Raw genomic sequence first — 19,441 nt, 5'->3', positions numbered from 1 at the left:
GGGGTCATTCAGGGTATCCCCCAGTAGAGGGAAGGACGGGCGGGGCGGCAGGATCGAAGTATGAACGCGAACAGCATCAATCCAGAGGAACCCGGAACGCCAGGCACTGCCGGCACGTCCGGCGCACAGCAAGGACCCACCGCCGGCACTTCCGCGGGAACTGGTCCGGACAATGGCAACTACCCGCCGGCCGGCGCCGCTCCGGCCGTTTCCCAGGAGAACTTCTTCGACTGGATCCGCAACCAAGGCATCCGCCGCGGACCGGACCGCTGGATTGGCGGCGTCGCGTGCGGCGTGGCCCACCGCTTCGGCATCGATCCGCTGATTGTGCGGGGCATCTTCATCGTCCTGGCGCTCTTCGCCGGCGTTGGGGTGCTGCTTTACGGCATTGCCTGGGCCCTCCTGCCGGAGCCCGATGGCCGCATCCACGTCCAGGAAGCAGCTGCCGGCCGCTGGTCCGGAGGCATGACCGGCGCGTTGATCACCACGATCATCGGACTCCCGAGCCTGGGCCGGGGATTCTGGGGTTGGGGCTGGGACGGATTGCCTGGCCTGTTCTGGACGCTGTTCTGGATGGGTGGCATCTTCTACCTCATCTACTTCCTGGTCCAACGCAACAAAGCTTCGAAGGGAACTCCGCCCATGGGTCAGCAGAACTATTCCGCAGCACCCGGGAAGACCTCCGCGTACGGAACCCCCGCACCGGGGACGCCAGTGGCCCACGGGCCGTCAACCACTTACGGGCCGTCTGCCGCGTATGGGACTTCGAGCGCGGGCAACACGGGCGTCCCTGTCTACGGCGTCGGCCAGCACGGCACAAACCTCCATGGTCACAGCGCCGGCGCCGTACCGCCATCGGGCCCGTACACGCCGTCGGGTCCTTACAGCCCGTCCAATCCGTCCGGCCCCCGTCCGCCGCAGGGCCCCGTTCCCCCGCAGGACTGGCAGCCCCAGCCCGCCGCCCCCAAGCGCAAGGGACCCGGGGCTGCGATCGTGGCAGTCTCTGCCGGAGCTGCGTTGCTGGCCGGCGGTACGTTGAAAGCGCTCGACGCCGGGAACGTCATTGAGTTGGGCAACTCCGCCAACGCCGTGGTGTGGGCCACGGGTGCCGCAGTCCTGGGCCTTGGCATTCTGGTGGCGGGGCTCCGCGGCCGGACCTCAGGGTTCCTTGGTTTCCTTGCAGTGGCTGCCCTCATCATCGGCGGGATCTTCAACGTGGTCCCCAGGGACGGAGACCGTTTCACTTTCCACGACGTGAACTGGGCACCCACATCCCTGGAGCAAGCGCGGCAAGGGATCGATGTCACCGGCGCCCAAGGGGTGGTGGACCTGACCGACATCACCATGAATCCCCCGCTGATCTCCGAAGTCCTGATCCCCGTTGATGCGACCGCCAGCAACGTGACGGTCATCATTCCCGACGACGTGCCTGTGGAAGTCAGGGCGGACATGACCTTCGGCAACCTCAACGAACGTGGCTCGGACCGCGGCGGCCGGCTCCAGGACGAGCGGACCCTGTACAACACCGGGAAGCCCGGAGCCAACCTCGTGGTGGAAATCGACGGCACGTTCAGCAACGTGACCATCCAGGAAGGAAACTGACATGAGCACCAACGAGCCCGGCAAGGCCAACGAAGCCCAGCCCACAGTGCCCCTGCCCAAAGAAACCAACCCCACCGAGGCCCTGCCCAAGCCACGGCTCCAGGAAATCCCGCTGACGCCACCGCTGGAGCGCAGCTTCCAGGTGGAGCACGCGGACGACGACGAGCCCCGGCAAGCCCGGATCGGCACCGTGGTGTGGGGGTTGATCGTGATAGCCCTGGCGGCCTTGATCGTCATCTCAACGCTCGGTTGGGTCACACTGAACGGCACGTACGTCCTGATAGGCCTGATGATCGGTGCAGGAGCGGCCTTGGTAGTGGGAGGACTCCTCTCCGCCCGCAAAGGTTCCAAAAAAGTGACCACTACGAAGTGACAAAGCAACTACAACAGGGAAGTCTGTAGCCATGGACAAGTTCTTCAGCATCGTCAGGGGCTTCGGCCTGAAGCGTGGACCGCAACGCTGGCTGGGCGGGATCTGCGGAGGAATCGCGGCCAAGCTCAGGGTGGACGTGGCATACGTCCGGGTGGCATTCCTTCTCTTCTGCCTGCTGCCGGGACCCGCGTTCGTGATCTATATCCTTGGCTGGCTGATCCTGCCGGACCAGAACAACAAGATCGCCCTCGAATCGTTCATCAGCCAGCGTTCCCGGTAAGTCCCGGTCACAAAGCACACGAAGCGTCCCGCCACCAGGCGGGGCGCTTCCTTTGTTTTCAGACACGTTTCCAATACCGCACGGCCGGGTTCAAAAGTAACCGTTTGTGTCCCACCCCACATGCGCGTCTACAATCATGGGGAGCTCAGCGTGGCGCTCTGCACGTATTCCTCCAAGCCATGAGTGAGCAAACATGAAAATTGGCATTCTGACCAGCGGTGGCGACTGCCCCGGCCTCAACGCAGTGATCCGGGGAGCCGTCCTCAAGGGCATCGCCATCCACGGCCAGGAATTTGTAGGCTTCCGTGACGGCTGGCGTGGTGTTGTGGAAGGTGATGTCATTGACATCCCCCGCACCATGGTCCGCGGTATCGCCAAGCAGGGTGGCACCATCCTGGGCACATCCCGCACCAACCCGTTCGAAAACGGCGGTGGCCCGGACGTCATCAAAGCCCACATGGAACGCCTGGGCATTGACGCGATCATCGCCATCGGCGGCGAGGGAACCCTGGCAGCGGCCAAGCGCCTCACCGATGCAGGCCTGAAAATCGTCGGCGTCCCCAAGACCGTGGACAACGACCTCGATGCCACCGACTACACCTTCGGCTTCGATACCGCAGTCCAGATCGCCACGGAGGCCATTGATCGCCTCCGGACCACCGGGGAGTCCCACCACCGGTGCATGATCGCCGAAGTCATGGGCCGCCATGTCGGCTGGATCGCCCTGCACGCCGGCATGGCCGCCGGCGCCCATGCCATCCTGATACCCGAGCAGAAGGTCAGCATCGAGGAGATCACTGAGTGGGTCCAGGAAGCCCACGATCGTGGCCGCGCGCCCCTGGTAGTGGTTGCCGAAGGCTTCGTTCCGGAACATATGGAGTCCCCGCACTCCGAGCGCGGGCTGGACACCTTTGGCCGTCCCCGCCTGGGCGGCATTGCGGACCAGCTGGCCCCCGAGATCGAGGCCCGCACGGGCATTGAAACCCGCGCCACTATCCTCGGCCACATTCAGCGCGGTGGCGTCCCCACCGCCTACGACCGCGTTCTGGCAACCCGCCTGGGCATGGCCGCCATCGACTCCGTAGTGGACGGACGATGGGGCACCATGGTGGCCCTGAAGGGAACGGACATCTCCCACGTAGGCTTCGAGGAAGCCCTGGGCAAGCTCAAGACCGTACCGCAGCACCGCTACGACGAAGCGTCCGTGCTTTTCGGCTAGTCGGCTAGGCTGAATCCATGACTCTTGAGCCCACGTCCGCTGCCATTATCCAGCTGGCGTGGGCTCGCCATTTGGGGCTCGACGACGACGCTTTCGCCACCGCCGCAGCCCGGCTCACCAACTCGACAACGGACCCCGGCGACCCCGCACACCGCATCACCCGCGTGGACGAATCAGCCCGGGCAGTGGTCTTCCTCAGGCTCTTCGGAGTTTCCGCAATGGTGGGGCCGCAGTGGGCCTTGGACGCCGCCGTCGGACTTCCTGATACAGAGCTCGCCCAACACGTGACCCTGCTGACCCTGACCCGGTCCCATGGAGGGCACGGGCTGGGATCAACGGCCCTGTTCTTCGCTGACGATTTGCCGCTGCAGCAACCTTCCGACGACCTCACAGTCTCCCGGGGCAACCCGGAGGCCATCAGCCTTGAAGGGCAGTGCCCTCCGGACGATGTCAATGAGGTGGGGCTGCAGGGCCTGGAACACCGGTTCACCATCATGCACCCTGACGAGGCACCGCCCACCCCCGTGGCCTGCGGTGCCTACTCCGAATGGGAAGGCATCCTGGCCAACATGGGCGTTCTGGTGGCGCCTCCGTGGCGTCGCCGCGGCTTGGGAACCCTGGCGGCGTCCATTGCAGCCCACGAAGCATTGGCGTCCGGGCTGACCCTCCAGTGGAAAGCCGATGTCAGCAACACCGGAGCGCTCGCGATGGCCCGCAGCCTTGGCTTTGCCACGGGTGGGCTCCACGCTGGCGTGCTGCTCGGCTGATTCCCCCAGATTTTGTCCACCTGATGCCCTTGAGGAGTCTTCTTCAGGGCATCAGGTGGACAAGACCCTAGGTGTTGAGGTCAGCCTTGGCAGTTTCCGGCGCGGATGCGGACCTGCTGCCCCAACCCTTTACTGACTTCGGCTTCCCAAAGAACAGCGCCACCACCGCGCCCAGCAGGATCGCGCAGGCGGGCAGCAGGATGGACTGGCTCATCGCCGTCGAGAATCCTGCATGAAGGGCTTCCGGCAGTACGCCGCCCATGGACGCTTCGCCCACGGGAGCACCGGCCGGGGCTGCGGGCAATTCCGCGGAGAGCCGCGACTGGATCAGGGCAGCGATGGCCGCTGAACCCAGGACAGCACCGATTTGGCGGGTGGTGTTGAAGACACCGGAGCCTGCACCGGCCTGCCGCGGTTCCAGGTTGCGGGTGGTGGCGTTGGACACCGGTCCCCAGATGAAGGCGTTGGCAACACCTTGCAGCGCGCTGGGCAACAGGAACATCCAGATGGGAGTGTCCGGTCCCAGCAGGGCAGCGGTCCAGAAGAGGGCTCCTGCCATGCAGAGCAGGCCAAACGAGGCAAAGTATCGAGGATTCGCCCGGTCAATGAGCTTGCCTACGAACGGTGCCAGGGCACCGGAAATAACGGCCATGGGGATCATGAGCAGCGCCGACTGGGTGGGCGTCAATCCGCGGACCGTCTGGTAGTAGAAGATGGTGGGCAGCGGGAACGCCGTCACCGTGAAACCGACGGCCATGATGGTGGTGTTGCCCAGGGAGAAGTTGCGGTCCTTGAACAGGCCAAGTGGCAGCAGCGGTTCCCCGCCCCGGCGTTCAAGGAGCCATTGCCAGAGCACAAATAGAACCAGGACCACCAGTCCGGTGATGATCAGCCCCCAAACGGTGACGAATCCGGTGACCGTTCCCCACTTGTAGGTCTGGCCTTCCTGGATGCCAAAGACCAGCAGGAACATGCCGACGGCGGACAGCACCACGCCGAGAACGTCGAACGAGTGCGTGTGGGTGGTCAGTTTCGGTACGAAACGCATCACCAGGATGAAGGCCACGATCCCAATGGGGACGTTGACGAAGAAGATCCATTCCCAACCCAGGCTGTCCACCAGCACGCCGCCAAGAATAGGGCCAACCAGCACGGCCATGCCGGCGGTAGCTCCCCACAGCCCCATGGCCGCACCGCGGCGGTCCGGCGGGAAGATTCGGGTGATGACGGCCATGGTCTGGGGCGTCATCATGGCTGCACCCAGGCCTTGGAGGACACGGGCGGCGATCAACATGGTGACGTCACCGGAGAGACCGCACCACAACGACGCAAGGGTGAAGACCACCAGGCCTATCAGGTAAAGGTTCTTCGGTCCGAACCGGTCCCCCAGCCTCCCGGTGATGAGCAGGGGCACTGCGTACGCCAGCAGATAGGCGCTGGTGACCCAGATGACGGCATTGATGTCCGTGTTGAGGCCCTCCATGATCCGCGGATTCGCGACCGACACGATGGTGGTGTCGATGAGGATCATGAAGAAGCCCACCACGAGTGACCACAGCGCGGGCCACGGCTTAGCTACGTTTTCCAAGGGATTCCTTTGGCTTGTGTGAAGTGTCTGATGGAGCCGGCAGGGGTTCGTCCCAGGGCAGGTGCCCGTTGCCCAACTCCTCGAGGAGGCCGCGGATCCACGCGATCTCCGTTCGGCGCATTGCTTGTTGATACGTGATGTCAATCCAGTACTTGCGGGCAAGTCCCTTGGCCGTCACCGTGGCCTCCGCCCGGACCAGGAAGTCGAGATCGGCAGTGAGTGCTACCACCCGTTCTTCCAGCAGCTCCGCCACCGTGCTGGAAGGGAGGTGATGCGCTTCGGCGATGGCATGCGGAAAGAGTGGGTACTCGTTGACCGGGGTTGACAGCATGGCTTGGAGCCGGGCTTCCAGGGCGTCGTGTCCGGCGTCAGTGATCCGGTACGTGGTCCGCTCAGGACGGTTGCCCTCCCGTTCCGTGCCTGTTGCCTCGACCAGCCCGCTTTCCTCCAGACGGCCAACGGCGTGATAAAGCGTCCCTGGCCTGACCTTGACCAGGCGGTCCTCGTGCCGCGCCATCAGCACTTGATACATCTCGTAGGGATGCATAGGTTGTTCCGCCAGGAGCGCCAGAGACGCGACACCCAAGGGGGTCAGCTCAGCAGCTTTGGGCATGCCAAACCTCTTTCCGCAAGTAATATTCCACCACAACTATTCCACGTGGAATATAGGGGCGCAAATAAGCCCGACCGCTGTGGGCGGTCGGGCTTGAGTGCTTGAGGACTCAGCCCAGGAGGGCCTGGATCTCCGTCCGCGCAAACATGGTTGCAGCATCACGCGCGGAGGGGGTTCCGGCGTCGGGGTCTGCTCCTGCATCCAACAGCGCCCGGGCGACGGCCGTGTAGCCCTTGAACACCGCCCCGGCAAGGGGCGTCTGGCCGCGGTCATTGGCGGCGTTGACGTCCGCGCCGTGATGGAGGATCACCTGCACGGCTTCCTCGTGCCCGTGGTAGGCCGCAAGCATCAGCAGCGAGTCACCGGCAGCGTTGGTCAGGGTTGCGGGAGCGCCCGCATTCAAGTAGCTCCGAAGCACGTCGGTGTCGCCTTCACGGGCAGCATCAAACAATGCATGGGCAAGGGCCAACGTTTCGTCGTCGACACCTGCGTCGTGGCCGGCAGGGCCTGTGGGCTGGCTCATCGGTGGGGTCCCTTCAGGAATCCGGTCTGGCGCCCGACAACCTGGCCGGCGTCGGGGGCGACGATCACTTCCTGGGCGGCGATGTACGGCTCCTCGCCATCCATCACCGTCAGGGACTCCTCTGCCGAAACGGAACGCTTGATCACGGCCAAAGCCACGGGTCCCATTTCGAAGTGCTGCGCCACCGATGTCAGAGTACCCACCTTGCGCTCCCCGGCAAATACAACACTTCCCACAGCCGGCAACGTGTGCTGCGAACCGTCCAACTGCAGGAACACGAGGCGGCGCGGCGGATGGCCCAGGTTGTGGACGCGGGCGATGGTCTCCTGCCCCTTGTAGCAGCCCTTGTTCAGATGGACCGAGGTCCTCAGGAGATCCAGTTCATGGGGAATCGTCTTTTCGTCGGTCTCGGCACCCAGGCGCGGCCTCCATGCCGCGACCCGCAGGGCGTCCGCAGCCATCGCTCCAGCCAGGGGAAGGCCCTCAACCGTCTGCTCAAGCTCCGCCGCAGGGACGAGGTATTCGAACCACGGCCGCTCGAGCCCAGGGTGCGACTCCTCCGGGACAATGCTGTACGCATAGCCGCCCGGGCTGACATGCGGCCAGGGATCTTCCCACACCAGGCGGGACGAGAACTGCTCCACGGGCTTGGTGGCGCCAAGAACTGCCCACTGCTCCGAAGCGTCCTCAATCTCCACCCGAAGCATGAACTTCATCTTGTTCAGCCACTCGGCCAGAGGTGCAGCCTCTGCGGCCTCCACGATCAGCCAAGTGGTCTCGCCGTCGTCGATAACCCTGGCATCAAACTCGATGCGGCCCTGGACGCTGAGCAGCAGCAGTTCGCTGGCGACGCCAGGCTGGAGGTTGCTGAGCTGCTGCGACGACAGCGTATTGAGCCAGCTGAGCCGGTCCGGTCCGGACACGGTCACCACACCCCGGTGCGAAAGATCGACGACGGCGGTGCCGGCTGCCAAGGCACGCTGCTCACGCAGCGGCTCGCCATAGTGGGCAGCGACGCCGGCGTCCAGGCCAGTGTCCTCGACGGCGCCAGGGCGCGACAACAGAGGGCTCGTGTAAGTCATATGTAGTAGAAGTCCTTGCAGCTCAGCAGTATTCCGGGGGTGGCGATATTTCAGGTCAGCGGTATTCAGGATTTTCGAAGTCGAACCGGGTACCCGCTTTCCATTCCTCCGGCAGGTTGCCGTAAGCCGGGATACCCCCGGCATCCCTGAGGATTTTGGCCATGTGGAGCAGGTTCCAGGTCATGAACGTGGTGTTCCTGTTAGTAAAATCACTCTCAGGACCACCCGATCCTTCGTCCAGATAGCTGGGACCGGGACCCACGGGACCGATCCATCCGGCGTCCGCCTGGGGTGGGATGGTGAAGCCGATGTGCTGGAGGCTGTACAGCACATTCATGGAACAGTGCTTGATGCCGTCCTCGTTGCCCGTGATGAGGCAACCGCCCACCTTGGGATAAAACGCCCATTGGCCGTTGCTGTTCAGCTCGCCGGAGTGGGCATACAGCCGCTCGATGAGTTTCTTGGTTTGGGAGGAATTGTCACCCAACCAGATGGGGCCGGCCACTACCACGATGTCGGCCTCGCGGACATCAGGGTAGATCCCGGGCCACTCGTCCGTTGCCCAGCCATGCTGGCGCATATCGGGATAGACACCGCTGGCAATGTCATGGTCAACGGTCCGGACAAGCTTGGTAGTGACACCCTGCTTCTCCATGATGTCCCGGCTGATCTTGATCAGCCCGTCAGTGTTACTGGGTTGCGGTGAAGGCTTCAGCGTGCCATTGAAGAAGACGGCCTTGAGGCCCTCGTAGCCTTCGGGCTTGAGGTGGGTGTTCACTTTCTGCTCCTTCTGCTGGCTGCTTGCTGGAACGTCCGGTGAAGCCCCGGGTCAGGACACCTTGTGCAGGAATGCCGAGGCGTGGGCTTCGAGTGCTTTGCCGCTGGCAGCAACATCCCACCGCCACAGGAGGTTCCCGTCCACCAGGCCGAAGATCCGGGTGGCTGCGGTGTATTCCTTGGAGTGGCTCCCACGCATCACCATGTCGGTGCTCAGCTGGATCTGGGGTCCCTTGATCTGACCGTAGTAAAGCTCGGTGATGCCACCGGGGTGCGCAATCGACACCGAGATGTCGAAGCCACCGTCTTTGTTGCGGCGCTCTTCCACATCGTCGGCGGTCTTGAGAACCGGGACGATGTCCGCAGGAATCAGGCCGGGTCCGCCGTCGCCTTCCTGGAGCTTCCGCTCCAAGGCCCAGAACCCGGTTTCGACAGTCAACGGACGCAACTTTGCGCCGTCATCGTCACTGAGCCAGGTCTCGGCCCTGTACTGCAGGTAGGGCAAGCCATTATGGGTGAAGGAAACGTGCTGGACGAAATGCTCGGAATCCTCGTCACCGCTGCCGAGCCGGCCGCGTCCTTCCCACTCACCAATGAGCCAGGAAAGGGGGACGAGTTCAGGCGTCAGATCAGTAGGGATCTCAATAGGCACAACGACTACCTCTGTTGGAGAGCAGGACCGGAAAGTTTACTTCTGGCCCTTGAAAAGGCGGTAAACGACAAAACCTGCGAACCATGCCATGGCAACGCTGGCCAGGCCAAGGAGGACGAGGAAGAAGATTTCAAATGCGAGTACAGACATGATGCCATCCTAACCGTTAGTAGATGAGTAGTTTGTCTATGAAGTACACCAAGGCCCCCACCGCCCAGACGGGGGCAACTCCCATTCCCACGGCTGCCGGAATGTTCAGGCGGCCGCGCCGAAGGGTAGTCATCCGCCGGAAGGACACGAGGACGGAGCCAACCACCACGCCAACCAACGCCGCGGGAAGTACTGCAATATCAGAGAATACAAGACCGGCGAGGGGACCCATGAGTCCGGCCATGACGACACCCAGCGGAGCCACGATACGGTCAGGCCACCGGATGATTCCCACCATCAGGGCCACTGCCGCGCTCAGGCCGGCCACCAGAACCATTTCCTTCACTCCGTTGAACCGTGCGCCGGCAATCCACCCTGCGCCCAGGCAATTCAAGAGCACGCCGGCACAGCATCCGAGTGTTGATTCCAGGCGCTGCGCCTGCCCCGTTCCGCGGACAAGCTGGACAACGAAGACCGCCATCACGCCTACGGCAATGAAGGCCGGCGTTCCTTCCAGGAATCCAGGAGCCGGAAGGTAGGCTGCGGTCACTGCCGATCCCGCACCGGCCAACCCGATCACCGCCGCCAGCGTTTTCTTGGCAGGGACACCAAGGAAATGCGGCCAGCCAATCCCCACGGCCGCGGAGGCAGCAATGCCGACGCCCACCATGGCTTCCCGGGAAACGAAGGTGCTGGCCACGATGGCTGTGAGCGCCACGAGTCCAAATACCCCGATGCTCCAAGACTTCACTGTGTGCCGACCTCAATCCGATGCGCCTTACGACCTCTCGACAATCCTGCCTTATGCCGGCCCAATATGTCGTAATTCCGGTGTCCGCCCGTCACGAATCCATGTGTCGCAGGGCACTGATGGGTATACTCAGACTTCAACGGTGCACTGTATTGGCCTTGATCCCGTTACAACGGGCAGAGGCTGCCAATGCGCTGTGACCGGCCGGGAATCTCCGGTTTCGACGCCCGATGATGCGCGTACAGCCCATTGGAGGAACTATGTCGCACATCCTGCTCCTGACGAACAGCACCGGCTCATCGGTGGACATTTTGCCTGCCTTGGAGTTGCTGAACCACCGCGTACACATTCTCCCGGCAGAACCCACGGCCCTGCTTGAAACCGATCCCACGGACATCGTTTTCCTTGATGCCCGCAAGGATCTGGTGGGGGCCCGCTCCTTGACCCAACTGCTGAAAGCCACCGGGCTCAGCGCTCCGCTCATGCTCATCCTCACGGAGGGCGGCATGGCTGCCGTCTCCTCGGCCTGGGCAGTGGATGACATTGTGCTGGACTCCGCCGGACCGGCCGAGGTGGAAGCCCGTATCCGCCTCGCCATGGCAAGGGCGGTTCCCGGCGAAGAGGAAACCCAGACGGAGATCCGTGCTGCCGGCGTCGTGATTGACGAAGCGAGTTATACCGCCCGGGTCAGCGGCCAGCCCCTGAACCTGACGTTCAAGGAATTTGAACTCCTGAAGTACCTGGCGCAGCACCCGGGACGGGTATTCACGCGCCAACAACTGCTGACCGAGGTCTGGGGCTATGACTACTACGGAGGCACCCGCACCGTGGACGTCCACATCCGGCGGCTCCGCGCCAAGCTCGGAGTGGATCACGAGAACCTGATCAGCACGGTCCGCAACGTGGGCTACCGGCTCACGCTGGTGCGACTCCCGGATGACGAACTCTCGGAGGCCTGAGCGGCCCCGGCACGATCCCCAAAACCTGACGACACATAAAAGAGGCCGGAATCCCTGCGGATTCCGGCCTCTTTTATCTTCTTGGTGGAGGACATACGGGTCGAACGTATCGAGGCCACCCCACTGGTGGATCCCCCCTGCGCTGGCTTAAGAAGCTGACTTACTGTGCCTCAAAGCCGAACGAGATAACGAGACTACCCCCGTTCCAGCGGGACTTCAAATCACGGGGCTTGCCCCGGACGTATAGCCTTGCATCATGAGTCACGCGCACCCGGAAAACTGGCCCGTCCTGATCATCGCCGGCGCCTTGGACCCCGATCTCCTCAGGGACGTCAAGACCCTCGCCGCCGCAGCCGGGGAGTCCGACGGGAACCCGCCTTTTTCGGAGCAGACGCTGGTGATGCTGCGGGGCGTCGATTCCGGAGACCACTCGGTCTTGTCCTTGGCCCTTTACGCACCGGACGAAGATTCCGATCCGGCCACGGCTGAAGACCTGGCGGGAATCGCCGTCGTCGTTGAGGCGCCCGACTCAAGCGGCGTGCTGGAGCTGGCCGTCCACCCGAGCTATCGCAACCAGGGTGTGGCCGGAAGGCTGCTGGGCGCCCTGCAGGACAAGCGGAGCCTCGACGGACTCAGCGCATGGTCGCATGGGAACCACGAGGCCGCCGCCGAGCTCGCCACCCGTTTCGGATACGGACCGGTCCGTGAGCTGTGGAAGATGCGGCTCATGTCCTCTGCGTCAGCACTGCCCGACGCCGGCCTCCCGGACGGGGTCTCCCTCCGGGCCTTCGTTCCAGGCCAGGATGAGCAAGCGTGGCTGGCAGCCAACCGCGCTGCGTTCTCCCACCACCCTGAGCAGGGATCGATGACCCTGGCGGACCTCGAAGCCCGGAAGGCTGAGGACTGGTTCGATCCCGCAGGGTTCCTCTTGGCCGTCAACACCGACGGGGAGCTCCTGGGTTTCCACTGGACCAAAGTCCATCCCCGGCAGGGTCCGCACCCGGCCATCGGCGAGGTGTATGTGGTGGGCGTTACTCCAGCGGCGCAAGGGCTGGGGCTGGGCAAGGCCCTGACGGTCGCTGGAATCAAGCACCTCCAGGAAAAAGGACTGCATGCAGTCATGCTGTACGTGGACGCCGACAACCAGGCAGCGGTAGCCCTATATCAGAAACTCGGTTTCGTTCGCTGGGACACCGATGTGATGTATGGACCTTTAACCAAAAATTAACCCGGCGTGATTGCCGGACGGAATGCCGGTGACATCTATGATTCGGGCAGCCCAATTGCTTGTAATGTGGGAGGAAACCCCGTCCTGAGCTTAGGAGAACCCCATGCAGCCGGACCCCGTCGGCACCGCCGGATCCACCTCGAAGGGTGCAACCTTGCCCCCACGCTTCGGATCCTCGGAAGTGCCGGCCTCGCGTGCCACCCAGGACCGCATCGATATTCCGGAATTCGCACCGAGCCTGGAGCCGGAAGGCGACATCTCTCCGGACCGTTTCCTGGACCGCGAGCTGAGCTGGCTGGCCTTCAACTCCCGTGTGCTGGAACTCGCCGAAGATCCTGAACTTTTCCTGCTGGAACGTGTCAGTTTCCTGTCGATTTTTGCCTCGAACCTGGACGAGTTCTTCATGGTCCGCGTTGCCGGCCTCAAGAGGCGCATCGCCACGGGCCTGGCTGTGCCCTCCCCGGCCGGGCTGAGCCCCATTGAGGTGCTGGAACAGATCAGCGAAGAGGCCCACAGGCTTCAGGAGCGTCACGCAAGGGTCTTCGCTGAGCAGATCCGACCTGCACTGGCTTACGAGCACATCCACATCATGCACTGGCATGAACTGGATGAGGATGCCCGCCACCGGATCAGCATCATGTTCCAGGAGAAGGTCTTCCCCATCCTGACACCGCTTGCTGTGGACCCAGCGCACCCCTTCCCCTACATCTCCGGCCTCTCCCTCAACCTTGCCGTGATCGTCAGCAACCCGATCAGCGACAAAGAGCTTTTCGCACGCGTCAAGGTACCGGACCAGCTTCCCCGCCTCATTTCCGTGGACGGACCGCGTGCAGGCGCCATTCCGGGCCGCGTAGCCCGGTTCATCGCGCTCGAAGAGGTCATTGCCGTCCACCTGGATAAGCTTTTCCCCGGCATGGAAGTCCTGGAGCACCACACCTTCCGTGTCACCCGCAATGAGGACCTGGAAGTTGAAGAGGACGACGCCGAGAACCTCCTGCAGGCCTTGGAGAAGGAACTGCTGCGTCGCCGCTTCGGCCCGCCGGTACGGCTGGAAGTCACCACGGACATCAACCCGAACATCAAGGCCCTGCTGATCCGTGAACTCGGGGTTGAAGAGTCCGAGGTCTACTCCGTTCCCGCACCGTTGGATCTCCGCGGACTGTCAGCCATCAGCGCCATTGACCGCGCGGATCTGCACTACCCCAAGCATGTCCCGCACACGTCCCGCTACCTTAACGAGTCCGAGACCTCGAAGGCCGCCAATGTCTTCGCCGCGATGCGCCGCAGAGACATCCTGCTCCACCACCCCTATGACTCGTTCTCCACCTCGGTCCAGGCTTTCCTGGAACAAGCGGCCGCGGATCCCAAGGTGCAGGCCATCAAACAGACCCTTTACCGGACGTCTGGTGACTCCCCCATCGTTGACGCCCTCATCGATGCCGCCGAGGCAGGCAAACAAGTCCTGGCCCTTGTTGAAATCAAAGCCCGCTTTGATGAGCAGGCCAACATATCGTGGGCGCGCAAGCTGGAACAGGCGGGCGTTCACGTGGTGTATGGCATCGTGGGCCTGAAAACCCATTGCAAGTTGTCCCTGGTGGTTCGACAGGAAGTGGACGGCCTCCGCCGCTACTGCCACATCGGCACCGGCAACTACCACCCCCGCACGGCCCGCTACTACGAAGACCTTGGCCTTCTGACGGCCAATGAACAAGTGGGCGAGGACTTGTCCAAACTGTTCAACCAGCTCTCCGGCTACGCGCCGAAGTCCACGTTCAAAAGGTTGCTCGTTGCGCCGCGGTCCGTGCGGGCCGGCTTGATGGACAGGATTGAAACCGAAATCCGCAACGCCCAGGCCGGCGTGCCCGGATTGGTACAGATCAAGGTCAACTCGATGGTGGACGAAGCCATCATCGATGCCCTCTACCGGGCCTCACAGGCCGGTGTGAAGGTTGACGTCGTGGTGCGCGGCATCTGCTCCCTGCGCCCTGGCGTGCCGGGACTCAGCGAGAACATCAGGGTCCGTTCCGTCCTGGGTCGCTTCCTTGAACACTCACGCGTCTTTGCTTTTGGCAACGGTGGCGATCCCGTGGTGTACATCGGCTCCGCCGACATGATGCACCGCAACCTGGACCGCCGCGTAGAGGCGCTGGTGCAGCTGGCCAGCAAGGAAGACACAGCTACTGTCATGGACCTGCTGCGTCGCTATGTTGATGACGGGACCGCCAGCTGGCACCTGGACGATCACGGACACTGGACCAGGCACCACTTGGACCAGGACGGCAAGCCATTGCTGGACATGCAATCCTGGCTCCTGGCCTCCCGTTCGCGCCAGCGGGCATCGGCACGGCGGTAGAGGAACCACTTGAACAGCGATACCCCCGTGGCGGATCAAACTGACCACCCCGGCGAGTCGGTGGCTGTTGTAGCAGCCGGCGCCATTCCGTGGCGGATCAACAAGGGTGCCCTTGAGGTTCTCCTCATCCACCGGCCTCGGTACGACGATTGGTCCTGGCCTAAAGGAAAGCTCGACGCCGGCGAAACAGTTCCTGAGTGCGCAGCACGTGAAGTGTGGGAAGAGATTGGCCTCCAGGCTCCCTTGGGCATACCGCTTCCCGCCATTCACTACCATGTGTCTGCGGGTTTGAAGGTGGTCCGCTACTGGGCTGTCCGGGTCAACGGAGCCCAGCTCAGGCCCGACGGCAAGGAAGTGGACAGCGTCATGTGGTGCAGCCCTGACAGGGCGGCCGCATTCCTGAGCAACCCCACCGATACGGAGCCGCTCGAATACCTCGAGAAAGCGCACATCCGCGGTGAGCTGGACACCTGGCCACTGGTGCTGATCCGCCATGCCAAGGCCAAGCCCCGGTCGTCCTGGACCAAGGCTGAGGGCGACCGTCCGTTGGCAGCGACGGGCCAGCGGCAGGCAGTTGCCGTTCAACGCCTCCTGGAGGTTTGGAAGCCGCAGCGGGTGGTCACCAGCCCTTGGGCACGGTGTGTTGCCACGATCGCCCCTTATGCCAAAGCCAGCGGGGCCAAGGTGAAACTGGTGGAGGCACTCACGGAGCACAGCCACCACCGCTCCCCCAAGAAGACTGCTGCAGCGGTGGAGGCTTTGTTCGACAAACAGGTTCCGATCGCCGTCTGCACTCACCGCCCTGCGCTTCCTACTGCCTTGAAACAGCTGGGACAACACATGTCGCACGGCTTGAAAGCCCTCCTGCCGGAATCAGACCCATACCTGACACCAGGTGAAGTGATTGTCTGCCAGGTGGCGCGTGGATCTGAGCGGAAGATTGTTTCCGTGGAACAGGTCAAGCCTTTCGACGACTAGGACCACACGGTTCCGGAGCTTGACCCCCAGTCTTTTGTATCAAATACTTAGTACATTGATACAAAAGACATGGGGGTCTTGTCCGTGTATGTAAACCTGCCGCCTTTGCTTTTCCTTGGGCCTGCAGTCGGCGCCGTGATCGTTTATCTTTTCCTTCGCCTGCAGGTGTGGTCCAAGCCCGATGCCCAATCCGTTGCCTCGCATGGACTATGGGTGGGAATCATCGGGTGGATGGCCAGTTCCCTGCAAGGAGCCATGAACGCGGGGATCCTTCGCGTCAATCCCGTCGGGGCAAGCGCACCTTCCACTCCCGAGCAGATCGCCGGCGCACTCGGCTGGCCCATTCTCGCCTGCCTCGCCGTCCATGCGTTGGGTCAACTGAGCTACCCCGCGCCCAAGGCACCCAGAAGGTACGCAGAACTGACCGTCCGCAGGATCAGGGACTTCCTCCCCCGCAAACTCGCGTGGACCACCGCCTCGATCTTCGCCTACGCAACCGTGGTCATCGCCTGGGTGGCTGCGCTGCCTGAGCACGTCCCGGTGCTCCCGACTCCCCCGGACCTTTCCAGTCCCCCGGACCCGACATCGCCCAACGGCTACATAGGGCAGGGACAAGAAGGCAGGATCCCCGGTGTGGAACTGGCCATCTGGCTGGGCGGAGCGCTGTTGCTTCTTGCCGTCGGAACGTGGTTGATACTCCTCCTCATCGCCCGCCGCCGTCAGCTGGAAACACTCGACAGCGACGATAACCGGGTCCTCCGCATCATCGCCACCAACCGCTTGCTCCGGACGGTCGCGACCATCGCCGCAGGGCTGGCAGCCATCGCTGGAAACTTTGCGGCCCAACCGGCCCCCGGCGCCATATGGCAGTCGTCCTGGTTCAACGCCCTTGGCCTGTTCAACATGGTGGTGCTCCTGATGATGTGGTGGTGGCGGGTTCCTGAACTGCCGTCGCTGCTCAAGGCGGCCAAGACCGCCAGTGCCGCTACGCTTCGCGCTGATCCCCGTACCCACCGGGCAGCCCGGCTCAGCATCTCCATCGGTGCGGTACTGGGGGTCGTGGGCGGGCTTGCCCTGGTGGCCGGCTACGCAGTGATCCTGTTGCCTGCGCAAACAACTGCACCATGGGCATTTCCTTTTCTGACGGGAACAGTGGCCTTACTCCTCCTGGCAGCCATCGCAGCAGGCGATCTCCTGATCGCCCGGAACTACGGAACATCCGACGCTCCAAACCACTGGCCTCGGCAACCCGTCTCCCGGGGTCTGCTCTCGTTTGCCATTGGCAGCGCCCTGGTACTGGGTGTGGCGATCGCATTCGCCGTGGCCGGTGAAGTGCGCCCGTTTGGTCCCAAGACCTGGCCTGCCGCCGTTCTCGTCACCATACTGGTGGCGCTGGCCGGCGCCGCAGCCATCCTTGCCGTGCGCCGCCGTCGTGGCATCCCGGAAGGCGAAAGCGGCGCTGGACTGGACGCGGCGTTGAGGGCCATCAGCATGTATCGAATAGTAAGGACGCTGGCCGCGTACTGCCTGGGGCAAGCGTCCGCGCTGCTGATCGGTACCGGCAACCTTTGGTATGACGTATTCCCCTCCGCTGCAAGCCCGGATCCGATCGGTCCCAGCCCACTTCCCCTCATTGGCATAGCGCTCGCCGTCATCGCGGTCCTTGTCTCCGTGACACCAGTGCGGAGCCTGTTCCGCACCATTCCACGGGGACGGGTCGCAAAACAGGGAGAACACGCACAATGACCGCAGGGATCACGGTGGACCTTTCGGATCCTGTTCCTCCGTACGAGCAGATCCGCCGGCAACTCAGCTCCCTGATCGCAGTGGGAGTCCTGGAGCCCGGGAGTCGCTTGCCCACAGTCCGCAGCCTGGCCTCCGACCTCGGCATCGCGGTGGGCACCGTGGCGCGCGCCTATAAGGAGCTTGAGCAGGCCGGACTGATTGAATCACGACGGCGCAACGGGACTGTCGTTGTCGGCCCGCCACCGGCGCCCCACGGCACGGTCCGGGCTGACGCTGCGGTGATGGCCGCCGTCGACGGTTTGATCCGGACGGCTCGCGACGCAGGCATTCGTGACGACACTCTCATAGATCTGGTGAGAGGCCGGCTGGCAAGTAAGCTGGACTCGTGAGCATCCCCACCCCTTATGAAGACCTTCTGCGTGACGTCATGGCGAACGGCACGCACAAGTCGGACCGCACCGGAACCGGAACGCGCAGCGTTTTTGGCCGTCAACTGAGGTTCGATCTCGCCGGGAGCTTCCCGCTCATCACCACCAAGCGGGTCCACTTCAAGTCCGTTGCCGTGGAACTTCTCTGGTTCCTGCGCGGTGACTCGAACGTGAAGTGGATGCAGGACCAAGGCGTCTCCATCTGGGATGAGTGGGCTGACGCTGATGGCGAACTCGGCCCGGTGTACGGGGTGCAGTGGCGCAGCTGGCCAACCCCCGACGGCGGGCACATTGACCAGATGTCCGAGCTCATGACCAACCTTGCCGCCAACCCGGACTCCCGCCGGCACATCGTGTCCGCGTGGAACGTTTCCGAGCTCAAGGACATGGCCCTGCCGCCCTGCCACGCGTTCTTCCAGTTCTACGTGGCGGACGGCAAACTGTCCTGCCAGCTGTACCAACGCTCAGCGGACACATTCCTCGGAGTGCCGTTCAACATTGCCTCCTACGCGCTGCTGACCCGGATGGTGGCGCAGCAACTGGACCTCGAACCGGGCGAATTCGTCTGGACCGGCGGTGACGTCCACGTCTACGACAACCACGTGGACCAGGTTGCCGAGCAGCTCAGCCGTGAGCCCTTCGAATATCCGCAGCTCAAGATCCTCCGGAAGCCGGACTCGATCTTCGACTACACCCTGGACGACTTCGAGGTTGTGGACTACCGCCACCACCCCACTATCAAGGCGCCGATCGCGGTATGAGCACCCCTTCTTCCGAGACTCCTTCCCCGCTGCCCGGCGTCGTCTTTACCCAGGAAACCGCGGCCCGCATGACGGGTATCGGCCTGGTATGGGCCCAGACCAAGTCCGGCGTGATCGGCAAGGACGGCTCCATGCCATGGCACTTGCCTGAAGACCTGAAGCACTTCAGCAAACTCACCTCGGGCCACCCCGTCATCATGGGCCGCAAGACCTGGTTGTCGTTCCCGGAAAAGTACCGCCCGCTCCCGGGCCGCACCAACATCGTGGTGACCCGTAACGCCGAGTGGGCTTCAACGCCCGAAGCCGAGGGCGCCGTCGTGGTTTCATCCCTTGACGCCGCCCTGCTGGAATCGCAATTCGCTCCAGGCGGCCAAAAAGTGTGGATCATTGGCGGCGGCGAGATCTTTGAGCAGTCCATGGGCATCGCCAACCTGGCGGTCATCACCATCATCGATGCGGATCTGGAGGGCGACACTTACGCTCCAGAGCTTGGCCCCGACTGGACCTTCGACACCGTGGCGCCGCCCGAGGGCTGGCTCACCGCCAACAACGGCACAAACTACCGGTTCACCACGTGGCGCCGGACCGAAAGCTAGGAGCCCAGGATATGC

General features: G+C 63.3%; 20 protein-coding genes. 13 read left to right on the top strand and 7 right to left on the bottom strand.

Translation table 11 applies throughout. The annotated features are described in order from the left end of the window. The first annotated feature begins 60 nt into the window (after positions 1–60). From WBN73_RS01970 to WBN73_RS01950, 5 genes are all read left to right on the top strand, one after another. A complete protein-coding gene (locus WBN73_RS01970) occupies positions 61–1,602 on the top strand; it encodes a PspC domain-containing protein (protein ID WP_337339340.1) in 1,542 nt (513 codons plus the stop codon). 1 nt (position 1,603) lies between these two features. Further along, the gene (locus WBN73_RS01965) at positions 1,604–1,975 is read left to right on the top strand and encodes a hypothetical protein (RefSeq protein ID WP_207594250.1); all 372 of its coding nucleotides are present in this window, start codon (positions 1,604–1,606) and stop codon (positions 1,973–1,975) included. Between the two features lie 31 nt (positions 1,976–2,006). Then, the gene (locus WBN73_RS01960; protein WP_207594251.1) at positions 2,007–2,255 is read left to right on the top strand and encodes a PspC domain-containing protein; all 249 of its coding nucleotides are present in this window, start codon (positions 2,007–2,009) and stop codon (positions 2,253–2,255) included. Between the two features lie 193 nt (positions 2,256–2,448). Next, positions 2,449–3,474 carry an ATP-dependent 6-phosphofructokinase gene (locus tag WBN73_RS01955; RefSeq protein WP_159706941.1) on the top strand — a complete coding sequence of 342 codons (1,026 nt, stop codon included), beginning with the start codon at positions 2,449–2,451 and terminating at the stop codon, positions 3,472–3,474. Between the two features lie 17 nt (positions 3,475–3,491). Next, a complete protein-coding gene (locus WBN73_RS01950) occupies positions 3,492–4,241 on the top strand; it encodes a GNAT family N-acetyltransferase (RefSeq protein WP_207594252.1) in 750 nt (249 codons plus the stop codon). A gap of 67 nt (positions 4,242–4,308) precedes the next feature. Here the strand turns inward: WBN73_RS01950 and WBN73_RS01945 are convergent, their stop codons facing one another. The 7 genes from WBN73_RS01945 to WBN73_RS01915 form a co-directional block, all read right to left on the bottom strand. After that, complete coding sequence (locus WBN73_RS01945) at positions 4,309–5,829, bottom strand: DHA2 family efflux MFS transporter permease subunit (RefSeq protein WP_337339339.1); 1,521 nt, start codon at positions 5,827–5,829, stop codon at positions 4,309–4,311. Further along, positions 5,813–6,442, bottom strand: a complete 630-nt coding sequence (locus WBN73_RS01940; protein WP_337339338.1) for a PadR family transcriptional regulator — start codon at positions 6,440–6,442, stop codon at positions 5,813–5,815. The genes WBN73_RS01945 and WBN73_RS01940 overlap by 17 nt, the downstream gene beginning before the upstream one ends. Positions 6,443–6,551: 109 nt before the next feature. Then, on the bottom strand, positions 6,552–6,965 hold the full coding sequence (locus tag WBN73_RS01935; protein WP_207594255.1) for an ankyrin repeat domain-containing protein: 414 nt from the start codon (positions 6,963–6,965) through the stop codon (positions 6,552–6,554). Beyond that, positions 6,962–8,047, bottom strand: a complete 1,086-nt coding sequence (gene ygfZ / locus WBN73_RS01930; protein WP_337339337.1) for a CAF17-like 4Fe-4S cluster assembly/insertion protein YgfZ — start codon at positions 8,045–8,047, stop codon at positions 6,962–6,964. Before ygfZ ends, WBN73_RS01935 begins: the two co-directional genes overlap by 4 nt. A gap of 55 nt (positions 8,048–8,102) precedes the next feature. Continuing rightward, the gene (locus tag WBN73_RS01925; protein ID WP_207594257.1) at positions 8,103–8,825 is read right to left on the bottom strand and encodes a flavodoxin family protein; all 723 of its coding nucleotides are present in this window, start codon (positions 8,823–8,825) and stop codon (positions 8,103–8,105) included. Positions 8,826–8,876: 51 nt separating this feature from the next. Next, complete coding sequence (locus WBN73_RS01920; protein ID WP_207594258.1) at positions 8,877–9,476, bottom strand: FABP family protein; 600 nt, start codon at positions 9,474–9,476, stop codon at positions 8,877–8,879. Between the two features lie 166 nt (positions 9,477–9,642). Beyond that, positions 9,643–10,377, bottom strand: coding sequence for a permease (locus WBN73_RS01915; protein WP_207594259.1), 735 nt, complete (start codon positions 10,375–10,377; stop codon positions 9,643–9,645). Between the two features lie 260 nt (positions 10,378–10,637). On the opposite strand from WBN73_RS01915, the gene WBN73_RS01910 reads away from it, so the two are divergent. The 8 genes from WBN73_RS01910 to WBN73_RS01875 all read left to right on the top strand — a co-directional run bounded on the left by WBN73_RS01910 (position 10,638) and on the right by WBN73_RS01875 (position 19,426). Continuing rightward, positions 10,638–11,336, top strand: a complete 699-nt coding sequence (locus WBN73_RS01910) for a winged helix-turn-helix transcriptional regulator (protein ID WP_018776718.1) — start codon at positions 10,638–10,640, stop codon at positions 11,334–11,336. Between the two features lie 256 nt (positions 11,337–11,592). Then, a complete protein-coding gene (gene mshD / locus WBN73_RS01905) occupies positions 11,593–12,564 on the top strand; it encodes a mycothiol synthase (RefSeq protein WP_280623273.1) in 972 nt (323 codons plus the stop codon). 103 nt (positions 12,565–12,667) lie between these two features. Then, entirely contained in the window at positions 12,668–14,917 is a 2,250-nt protein-coding gene (locus WBN73_RS01900; protein WP_207594260.1) for an RNA degradosome polyphosphate kinase, read from the top strand. Positions 14,918–14,926: 9 nt separating this feature from the next. Then, a complete protein-coding gene (locus tag WBN73_RS01895; protein WP_280623274.1) occupies positions 14,927–15,895 on the top strand; it encodes an NUDIX hydrolase in 969 nt (322 codons plus the stop codon). A 69-nt stretch (positions 15,896–15,964) separates the two neighbouring features. Further along, positions 15,965–17,641, top strand: a complete 1,677-nt coding sequence (locus tag WBN73_RS01890; protein ID WP_337339336.1) for a hypothetical protein — start codon at positions 15,965–15,967, stop codon at positions 17,639–17,641. Beyond that, positions 17,638–18,030 carry a GntR family transcriptional regulator gene (locus tag WBN73_RS01885; RefSeq protein ID WP_207594262.1) on the top strand — a complete coding sequence of 131 codons (393 nt, stop codon included), beginning with the start codon at positions 17,638–17,640 and terminating at the stop codon, positions 18,028–18,030. The genes WBN73_RS01890 and WBN73_RS01885 overlap by 4 nt, the downstream gene beginning before the upstream one ends. Then, entirely contained in the window at positions 18,027–18,830 is an 804-nt protein-coding gene (locus WBN73_RS01880) for a thymidylate synthase (protein ID WP_207594263.1), read from the top strand. The genes WBN73_RS01885 and WBN73_RS01880 overlap by 4 nt, the downstream gene beginning before the upstream one ends. Further along, positions 18,827–19,426 (top strand): dihydrofolate reductase, encoded by a 600-nt coding sequence (locus WBN73_RS01875; RefSeq protein WP_207594264.1) that lies wholly within the window; start codon positions 18,827–18,829, stop codon positions 19,424–19,426. The genes WBN73_RS01880 and WBN73_RS01875 overlap by 4 nt, the downstream gene beginning before the upstream one ends. Positions 19,427–19,441 lie beyond the last annotated feature (15 nt).

Source organism: Paenarthrobacter sp. CCNWLY172 (assembly GCF_037402035.1).
Taxonomy (GTDB): domain Bacteria; phylum Actinomycetota; class Actinomycetes; order Actinomycetales; family Micrococcaceae; genus Arthrobacter.
The sequence above is the reverse complement of the archived record's forward strand: the minus strand, read 5'-3'. Positions and strand labels throughout refer to the sequence as shown.